This is a genomic window from uncultured Gemmiger sp. (assembly GCA_944388105.1).
Lineage (GTDB): Bacteria > Bacillota > Clostridia > Oscillospirales > Ruminococcaceae > Gemmiger.
On the sequence record CALXHN010000092.1, the window covers coordinates 1 to 8,222 of the forward strand.

Annotated in this window: 7 protein-coding genes; 1 reads left to right on the forward strand and 6 read right to left on the reverse strand. The window is 62.5% G+C overall.

Features of this window, described 5'->3' with window-relative positions; all coding sequences use genetic code 11:
• On the forward strand, window positions 1-981 hold a 981-nt coding region (locus tag Q0K17_RS09290), incomplete at its 5' end, for an FtsX-like permease family protein (protein WP_294542498.1).
• 89 nt (window positions 982-1,070) lie between these two features.
• Here Q0K17_RS09290 and Q0K17_RS09295 read toward each other — a convergent pair.
• The 6 genes from Q0K17_RS09295 to Q0K17_RS09320 form a co-directional block, all read right to left on the reverse strand.
• Window positions 1,071-1,964 (reverse strand): protease modulator HflC, encoded by an 894-nt coding sequence (locus Q0K17_RS09295; protein WP_294542499.1) that lies wholly within the window; start codon window positions 1,962-1,964, stop codon window positions 1,071-1,073.
• A gap of 19 nt (window positions 1,965-1,983) precedes the next feature.
• Window positions 1,984-2,973, reverse strand: coding sequence for an FtsH protease activity modulator HflK (gene hflK, locus Q0K17_RS09300; protein ID WP_294542500.1), 990 nt, complete (start codon window positions 2,971-2,973; stop codon window positions 1,984-1,986).
• A 355-nt stretch (window positions 2,974-3,328) separates the two neighbouring features.
• Window positions 3,329-3,913 (reverse strand): nitroreductase family protein, encoded by a 585-nt coding sequence (locus Q0K17_RS09305; protein ID WP_294542501.1) that lies wholly within the window; start codon window positions 3,911-3,913, stop codon window positions 3,329-3,331.
• Between the two features lie 72 nt (window positions 3,914-3,985).
• The gene (locus Q0K17_RS09310) at window positions 3,986-4,678 is read right to left on the reverse strand and encodes a peptidoglycan-binding domain-containing protein (protein WP_294542503.1); all 693 of its coding nucleotides are present in this window, start codon (window positions 4,676-4,678) and stop codon (window positions 3,986-3,988) included.
• Window positions 4,679-4,703: 25 nt separating this feature from the next.
• Window positions 4,704-6,626: a peptidoglycan-binding protein gene (locus tag Q0K17_RS09315; RefSeq protein ID WP_294542504.1), complete on the reverse strand. Its 1,923-nt coding sequence runs from the start codon at window positions 6,624-6,626 to the stop codon at window positions 4,704-4,706.
• A gap of 747 nt (window positions 6,627-7,373) precedes the next feature.
• The coding region (locus tag Q0K17_RS09320) for a MucBP domain-containing protein (RefSeq protein WP_294542506.1) at window positions 7,374-8,222 on the reverse strand (849 nt) is incomplete at its 5' end.

The window sequence follows — 8,222 nt, forward strand, 5'->3', positions numbered from 1 at the left end:
TACGGCAAGGGCAAGATCCCGGTGCTGGTAGGGCCCTATACCGGCTATAACTTTGAGGATACCCGCCGCAGCATGAACAGTTCCAAGCGGTACCGGTGGTACGGCATGACCGATGCCATGGGCAACGAGCTGGAACCTTTTGTGGACGTGAACAAGGACAAGATGACCCTGACCCTGTCCAACGGCGACGCCGAGAACCCCAAGGAGGAGAGCTGGGAGCTGGTGGTGGTGGGCACCATGGCCCTGGACGAAAAGAACTACTGGACCCAGAGCGGCATTGTGCTGCGTCTCAAGGACATGAAGATGCTCATGGAGGAGTACAACAAGCTCATCAAGAACAACAACGATACCTCCACCACCCAGTACAACCAGGTTTATGTGAAGGTGGATGAGATTGACAATGTGGATGAGGTCAGCGAGGCCATCAAAGAGCAGGGCTTCGGCACCTATTCCATGTCCGACACCCGCAAGGAAATGCAGAAGCAGGTAGCCCGCAACCAGCTGATGCTGGGTGGTCTGGCGGCCATCAGCCTGTTTGTGGCGGCGCTGAACATTGCCAACACCATGACCATGGCCATCTACGAGCGCACCCGGGAGATCGGCGTCATGAAGGTGCTGGGCTGTGAGCTGCGCAACATCCGCCGGATGTTTCTGATCGAAAGCGGGTTCATCGGCTTCATCGGCGGGGTGGTGGGCGCCGTGCTCAGCCTGCTGGTGGGGCTGGTGCTCAACAACCTCACCCTGATCGCCAGCCTGGTCATGATGCTTTTGCAGAGCATGGGCATCAACGTGTATTTTGACATCACCAGCCTGCTCAGCGGCGGCGGCATGTACACCGGTTCCACCGTCATCTCCATCATTCCGCCCTGGCTCATCGCGGCGGCCCTGGCCTTTGCCACCGTCATCGGCATCCTGTCCGGCATCGCCCCGGCCAACCGGGCGGTGAAGATCAGCGCCCTGGAAGCCATCCGGCACGAATGATCCTCTTTTCATACCGCACAAAAGCGCCCCTGCCATACGGCAGGGGCGCTTTGCTGTATCCATTTACCGGAAGGTTTTCCCGGGCAATCTTATGCGGTCTTGTTGTAGAAGATCTCGGCCAGAGGGGAGCTGCGGTCCAGGAACAGCACATTGTCCCCGCTGCCCTGCAGGCTGGCCCGGGCGGCGTCCAGGCTGCGCACAAAGCTGTAGAATTCCGCCTTCTGGGGGTCGGCGTAAGCATCGGACAGGATGCGCATGTACTCCGCCTCGCCCTCGGCTTCCAGCTTTTCGGCATCGGCCTGGGCGGCACTGAGCATGATCTGCACCTCCTTGTCGGTCTGGCTGCGGATCATCTGGGCCTCGCTCTCGCCCTGGGCGGTGTAGCTGGCGGCAATGTTGTTCCGCTCGCTGATCATGCGGGTGTAGACCGCCTCCTTGTTGTCGTCGGGCAGGTCCAGGTGTTTGGTCTCCACGGCGATGAGCTCCACCCCGTAGGCGTCCAGGTTATCCCCCACCCCGTCCCGGATGGCCCCGGCCAGGGCGCCGCTGCGGCCGCTGATGACCTCCGCCTGGGTCATGCCGGAGATGGTGTTCTTCATGCTGTTGTACACCAGGTTGGAAAGGCGGCTTTCGGCGTTGGCCACGCTGCCGTTCAGGGTCTGGATGAACTTCTGGGGATCGGTGATCTTCCAGAGGATGAAGCTGTCCGCCACCATGGTCTTTTTGTCCTGGGTGATCACGTCGGACACCGGCAGGTCATACAGCAGCACGGTGTTGGGCATCTTGTCCACCGTCTGGATCACCGGCACCATAAAGCTGATACCCGGCCGGGAGCGGATGCTCACCACCCGGCCGAACTGCCGGATGACCGAATATTCATTGCTGCGGGTCACCACCATGCTGCCGTTGACCAGCAGCACGGCCAGGACCACCACCAGCACTGTCACGGCCCATCGGGCCGTTTTCTTGGTTGTCTTTTCCATCTATGTACACTCCTCTTGCTTACTCGGTGGTTTCGGGTGCGGAGGCAGCGGCCGGGGCGGCGGTATCGCTCATGTCGAACATGTCCAGCCGGGTGCCGGACCCGTCGGTGATGATGACCCGCAGCCCGGGCAGCACGTCCTCCATGGTCTCATAGTACATCCGCTGCTTGGTGATGGCCGGATACTTCACATACTCGGCGTACATCTCGTTGAAGCGGGCCACCTGGCCGTTGGCTTCGTTGATGCGGCTCTCCTTGGCGGCCTCGGCGTTCTGGCGCACCTGGTCGGCCTGGGCCTCGGCGGCGGGCAGCTGTTCGCTGCGGTATTTGTTGGCGTTGTTCACGGCGGTGTCGGCGCCCTGTTTGGCGTTCTCCACTTCCTTGAAGGCGGCCAGCACCTCCGCCGTGGGGGGCTCGGCGTCCTGGATGGTCAGATTGACCACCTGCAGGCCGATGGCTTCGGCCTCGATGCGGGCGGCCAGCTTGTCCTTGATCTCGCTCTGGATCTGGTTCTTGCCGGTGGTGATGACCTCATCCACCGGGTACAGCCCGATGGTGTCCCGGATATAACTCTGGGCCAGGGTGCGCAGGATCAGGGTGGGTTCCTGGCTGGCATACAGATAAGCCACCGGGTCCACCACCCGGTATTCCAGGAAAAAGTCCACATTCACAAAGTTCAGGTCGCTGGTGATCATCAGGCTTTCGCTGATGGTGGACTCGTTGGTGGCGCTGTCGTAACCGATGGAAATGCCCTTGATGGTCATGTCCACCTTCTGTACCCGCTGTATAAAGGGGATCTTGAAATGCAGGCCGCTGGTGGATACGGTGTGGGGCACCCCGAAGGTGGTGATGACGGCGTTTTCCTGTTCGCGGATGCTGTAGACGGAATTGCCCAGCAGCACCAGCACCAGGACGACCAGCACCGCCACCAGCCCCAGCCCCCGCAGACGGCGGGCGCCTTTGGCGGCGCCGTCCCCCTGGGGCATGCGGAAATTCAGATTCAGGTTCATGGTACTCCTCCTTGCCAATGAGATTTGGCACAGCCCGGGTCAGGGTCGGCGGGGCGGGTCCGGGCGAACCGCCCCCGAAACGAAAAGATAAACAAAAAAGACTTTTGCCCCAGGCATCACCTGTGGTAAAAGTCTTGTCAACCCTTGCCGGGGGCTTGAATATCCGAGCCTTGCGGCTGTGCTTGTCGGAATCCAACACAACGGGCGTTGTGCAACTACTCCCTTTCGTTAGGATGTATCATATCATATTGTTATTTTATTGTCAATAAGGCGGTTTCACAATTTTCACACATAAAATTGTGGAAGTTCCACAAAAAAAGCGGACGGTCCTGCAGCAGACCGCCCGCTTTTGGGTTCAGAATTCGCCCAGCAGAATCTCTTTCATAGCGCGCTTGGGCACGCAGTAATCCCGGTTTTCGTCCAGGTAGTACCGCACGTCGTCCCCCTGCATGGGGACCACACGGCTGTGGTGGGCGGGATAGCCCAGGGCCACCACGCTGTGCAGCCGCAGGCGTTCCTGCTTATCCAGGCCCAGCAGGGTCTTGATGGCGGGACGGTCGATGGCGCCCATAATGCAGCTGCCCACCCCGTGGCCCCAGGCCGCGGCGGTCAGACTGCCCAGAGCCAGCCCCGCGTCGGTGTCGTTGACCCCGGGCAGGCTTTCGTCCTGGAACACCGCGATGAAGGCGGTGGGGGTCTCCCCTGCCTTGGGCTGGCCCTGTTCCGGCGGCAGGAAGGCCGCCCAGCGCACCAGACGGTTCATCTCGGCCACCACGCTGGGGGTCTGCACCAGCACATATTTCAGGGTCTGGCGGTTGGCACCGCAGCTGGCGATGCGGGCCGCTTCCAAGGCATCCCGCAGCACTTCCTCGGGCACGGGTTTGGGCAAAAACCGCCGGTAGGTACGGCGGCCCCGCAGGAATTCCATCACATCTTGCATGGGCTACATCTCCTTGTTCTTCCGATTCGGGCCGCGCCCGCTTTTCTTTATTTTTATTATAGCACAGCCGTTTCAGGAATCAATCACCGTTTGGGTGCGCCCGATGCCCACCACGGCAGCGGTGAGCTTTTTCCAGGTGTTGCAGCCGCAGACGCCGTCGGCGGTGAGCCCGAAACTGCGCTGGGCCCCCTGCAGGGCGGTATAGGTCCTGCTGCCGAAGATGCCGTCCAGGGTGCCGGTGCTGTAGCCCAGGGCGTTGAGGGCATCCTGCAGGATCAGCACATAGGTGCTGCGGTCCCCCTTGCGGCAGGTGGGGTAGCCCGCGGTGGTGCCGGAACAGGCGGGTGTGCCGTACCGGCGGTCAAAGTGGACCCAGGTGGGGGTCATGGACAAGGGTTCCACATACCCCCAGGCCCCGGTGGCTGTGGCGGCGGCGTGGATCTTGCGGCGGTTGGCGGCGGTGGTGCTCTGTCCCACGTCGAAAGCCACCCCGGCGTAGTGCTGGCTGGCGGTGCCGTGGCCGCCCTCCCAGATTCGCTTGAAGGCGTACCCCACCGGAATGCCCGCCCCGTAGGTACGGCGGGTCAGGTTCCAGGCTTCCATGGCGGCGGTGGTGGTCCACAGCACGGCGGCGTTGGAGGAGCCCCGGAATTCCCGCAGGGTCAGGGTATTGCCGTAGCTGTAGGGCATGGGATCGTTCTCACTCAGATCCCGGTAGATCAGGAATTTGTTGGCATAAACATCGTACACAAACAGTTTGGCCATAGCGGTCCCCTTCTTTCTGCGGCGCTCAGCTTTCCTGTGCCGCGTACGGGGCCGCAGCCGCACGCAGACTCAGCCAGGTGGCGTCATCCACCACGCCCACCGGGTCCAGGCCCACCTTTTCCTGGTAGGCTTCCAGCACCGCCAGGGTCTGGGCGTCCAGCACCCCGGTCTCCTCCACAAAGCTGTAGCCGCAGTAGACGCTGCCCAGCACGTTGAGCCACTGCTGGACCTGCAGCACGGCGGGACCGGCGCTGCCCGCCGCCAGAGCGGCCCCCGGCCAGACGCCCGCCGGTTCCGGCGCCGCAGCGGAGGGGGTGACGGTGTACAGAGCGGCGGCGGCATCCGCAAAGGTCTGCCAGTCTTCCGGCCCCACCTGCCCGGTCACCGGCAGGTTCAGCAGCTTCTGGGCTGCCCGTACGGCCAGTTCCACCGCCGCATCAAAGACATCGGTCTCGGCCGGGGCCGGGATATCCGGCAGCCACTGGGCCAGGAAGGCCAGCATCTGGGACAGGACCAGCACCTCGGTGCCCACATCCCTGGGCACCAGGGTGCGGGCGGGTTCGGGCAGGGGGGAAAGACGCACCACCGGCCCGCTGGCGGCCATGCGCATGGCGTTCTCGTAGATGCTCTGCCAGGTGGCAGGCCCCACGATGCCGTCCACGGTCAGCCCCGCCTGCTGCTGCCATGCCTTCACCGACTCGGTGGTGGCGGCGCCAAAGACGCCATCCACCGCCACCGAAGGCACACCGGCCCAGTATTCGGCAATGAGGCGCAGATAGTACTGCAGTGCCCGCACCGGCGTTCCGGTGCTGCCCTGGCGCAGGGTGGTGACGAACTGTCCCGGCTCCACCCCGGGTTCCACCAGCTTGTTGGCCACGGCGATGCCCACCTCGTTGAGTTTGGTCCAGGTGGTCCGGCCCACCACCCCGTCGGAGGTCAGACCGAACAGGCTCTGGAAGGCCTTCACCGCCGCCGCGGTGCCGGACCCGAAGTTGCCGTCCACCGTCACCGTCTGCAGGGTGGGGTAGTTGTCGGCGGCAATGCGCAGCCAGAACTGCACCAGCCGCACATCGTTGCCCTTGCTGCCGGTGCGCAGGGCGGTGCCGGGGTAGGCGGTGCCGCCCATGTCGCTCTGCACATCCACCCAGGCGCCGTACAGGGCATCCCAGGTGACCTGCCCCACCACGCCGTCGGCGGTGAGGCCGTTTTCGGACTGGAAGGCTTTCACCGATCGTTCGGTTCCGGCGCCGAAATTGCCGTCCACCGTCAGGTCGGGGATGGCGGTGTCAAATTCAGCCAGGGTGGACAGCCAGAACTGCACCAGCTCCACATAGGCGCCGGTATCCCCCCGGCGCAGCACCACCCCGGGCCAGACGCCGCCGGTGACGGTGCCCGCCCAGCTTTCGCCCTCGCTGGTCAGCTGGGCCAGCTCCTTGACGCTGACGTAGATGAAGCTGATCTTGTACCAGGTGGCCCGCCCCACTACTCCGTCGGCGGTGAGGGAGAAGTATTTCTGGAACGCCTTGACGCTGCTTTCGGTGGCGGCGTCAAAGGTGCCGTTGACCGTAGGCTTGCCGAAGGCCGGGTAGTCCTTGGCAATGCGGTCCAGCTGCCGCTGGATGATCCGCACCGACGTGCCGGTGCTGCCCAGACGCAGAGCGGTACCGGGGTAGCTTTCGGGGATGGCGGCGATGTTGTTGGTGGTGACCAGGTTCACATCATTGCCGTAGTAATACCGCAGGATCTGCAAAGCAGTCTTGCCCTCGTTGGCCCGGTCCACCGTCCCCCACTGTTTCATTCCCTTGCAGGTCACCAGCTTGCCGTCACAGTACTCGGTGAAGTAGGGTTCGGCATCCCCGGTGCGGCGCACATAGGTGGAGAAAAGCTCCGCCGTCAGCCGTTCCATGACAGCATAGACGGTGCGGCCCTCGGTAAAGACCTGGTCCACGGCCGGAGAGCCGGTGATGTTGAAGTTGTAGCCCCGGCTGGGATACCACTCGGTCCAGATACGGTTCAGCGCCAGACTGATCTGGGCCAGGATATTGGCCCGCAGGGCCTGTTCCGGCCAGGGGGGACATTCCTTTCCACGCCGGAACCAAAAGTGCTGTCTTGCCGCTGTTTCCGGTCCGGAAGCACAAAACCGGCGTCCTTTTCTCCCACTTTATCCCCACTTCGTTTCCACCTTGCCCCACATCCACACATTTTGCGCCACTTTTTGGGCAAAACAATGCAGGATGGTGCCTTCTCCCTCCATAAAAAACCAAAAAGCCCCACGCAGAGAATTTCCGCGTGGGGCCAAACCCAGGGTTTGCTGTGCGTTGGGTGCAACTTCCGGCGGGGCTGCCTTTCCCGGCTGCTCCAGTACCTGCCTGCGGGCCGCCCTGTCTGGCTGCTCCGCAGCTGTTTCCGTCCTCCGCGCCCTCTTGTGGGCAGAGTGCTCTTTTGTGGGGGCAGAGCACCGATTTTTTCCGGTCAGGTGGGATATGGCCGGCGCAGAATGCAGTCCGGCGGCGAAAGATTGGCACACCGTTTTTCCCGGGATCGTCCGGAGGGATGCTGTCTTTCCCGGTTTCTTGTCCGTTTCCGGACATTTGCCAGGGATCTGCCAACATAAAAAGCCCCGTGCAGACGGAACTGCACGGGGCTTTTATTCAGGCGTTTTCCTTCGCCTTAGGGTCAGGGATTGCGCGATGCATCAAGCATTCGCCTGATCATCTTCATCGGGCTCTTCGCGATTGCGCATGCTCAGAACCGCGATGACGATCTGGATCACTGCGATGATGACCATCAGCAGAGTCCACTTGTCCACGAAGACCATGGGCAGGCTCATATCCTCGGTCAGGATGAAGACGATGATGGCGCCGATGCCGGGGATCAGGCTGACGAGGCGCCAGAATCCATGTCTGTTGACCTCATATTCAGTCCGGGTCTCGCCGGTGGTCTCATCTTCCTCTTCCCGACGATTTCTGCCGATGAAATAACCGATCAGCAGAATCAGGCTGCCAAGGGCCGTCAGGATGGTCAGGATCAGGTTCAGCAGAGCCCAGGCCGCGTTGCCGCCAGCCAGCGGGGTCTCGCCTTCGCCGATGGTTTCTTCTTCGCCCTCACCTGCTTCGGGAGCCAGCGGAGTTTCCTCTTCCTGGATCTCTTCCTGGATCTCTTCCTCAGCGGGCGCCTGCGTGGCTTCCGGTGCGGCCGTCACAGAAGGACCGCCGGTCGCGGGCAGGGTGGGAGTGGTCGGCCCAGCCGGAGTGGTGGGCGTAGTGGGCGTGGTCGGAATCGTAGGCGTGGTGGGAGTCTCCGTCGGGGTGGGTTCAACGTCAGGACCAATTTCCTTGTAGTAGAAGGTGATGACGTTTTCGCCGGTACCGATGGTGATGCTCTGCGGGTTCTTGTCGCTGGTCATGGTGTAGCCGGGGATGTTGATGGCACTCTCGGTCACCGTAGCGCCAAAGGTCTGGCCGCCCACAACCTTCGCACCATTCAGCTCACGGGCGGTACCGTCTTCCAGATAACGGACCGTGTAGCTCAGGTCGGTGCGGAT

What these genes read in the sequence shown, in the direction of transcription:
- Q0K17_RS09310 (WP_294542503.1), bottom strand. Translation starts at nt 4,678, where the DNA reads ATGGCCAAACTGTTTGTGTACGATGTTTATGCCAACAAATTCCTGATC.
- Q0K17_RS09295 (WP_294542499.1), bottom strand. Translation starts at nt 1,964, where the DNA reads ATGGAAAAGACAACCAAGAAAACGGCCCGATGGGCCGTGACAGTGCTG.
- hflK (WP_294542500.1), bottom strand. Translation starts at nt 2,973, where the DNA reads ATGAACCTGAATCTGAATTTCCGCATGCCCCAGGGGGACGGCGCCGCC.
- Q0K17_RS09305 (WP_294542501.1), bottom strand. Translation starts at nt 3,913, where the DNA reads ATGCAAGATGTGATGGAATTCCTGCGGGGCCGCCGTACCTACCGGCGG.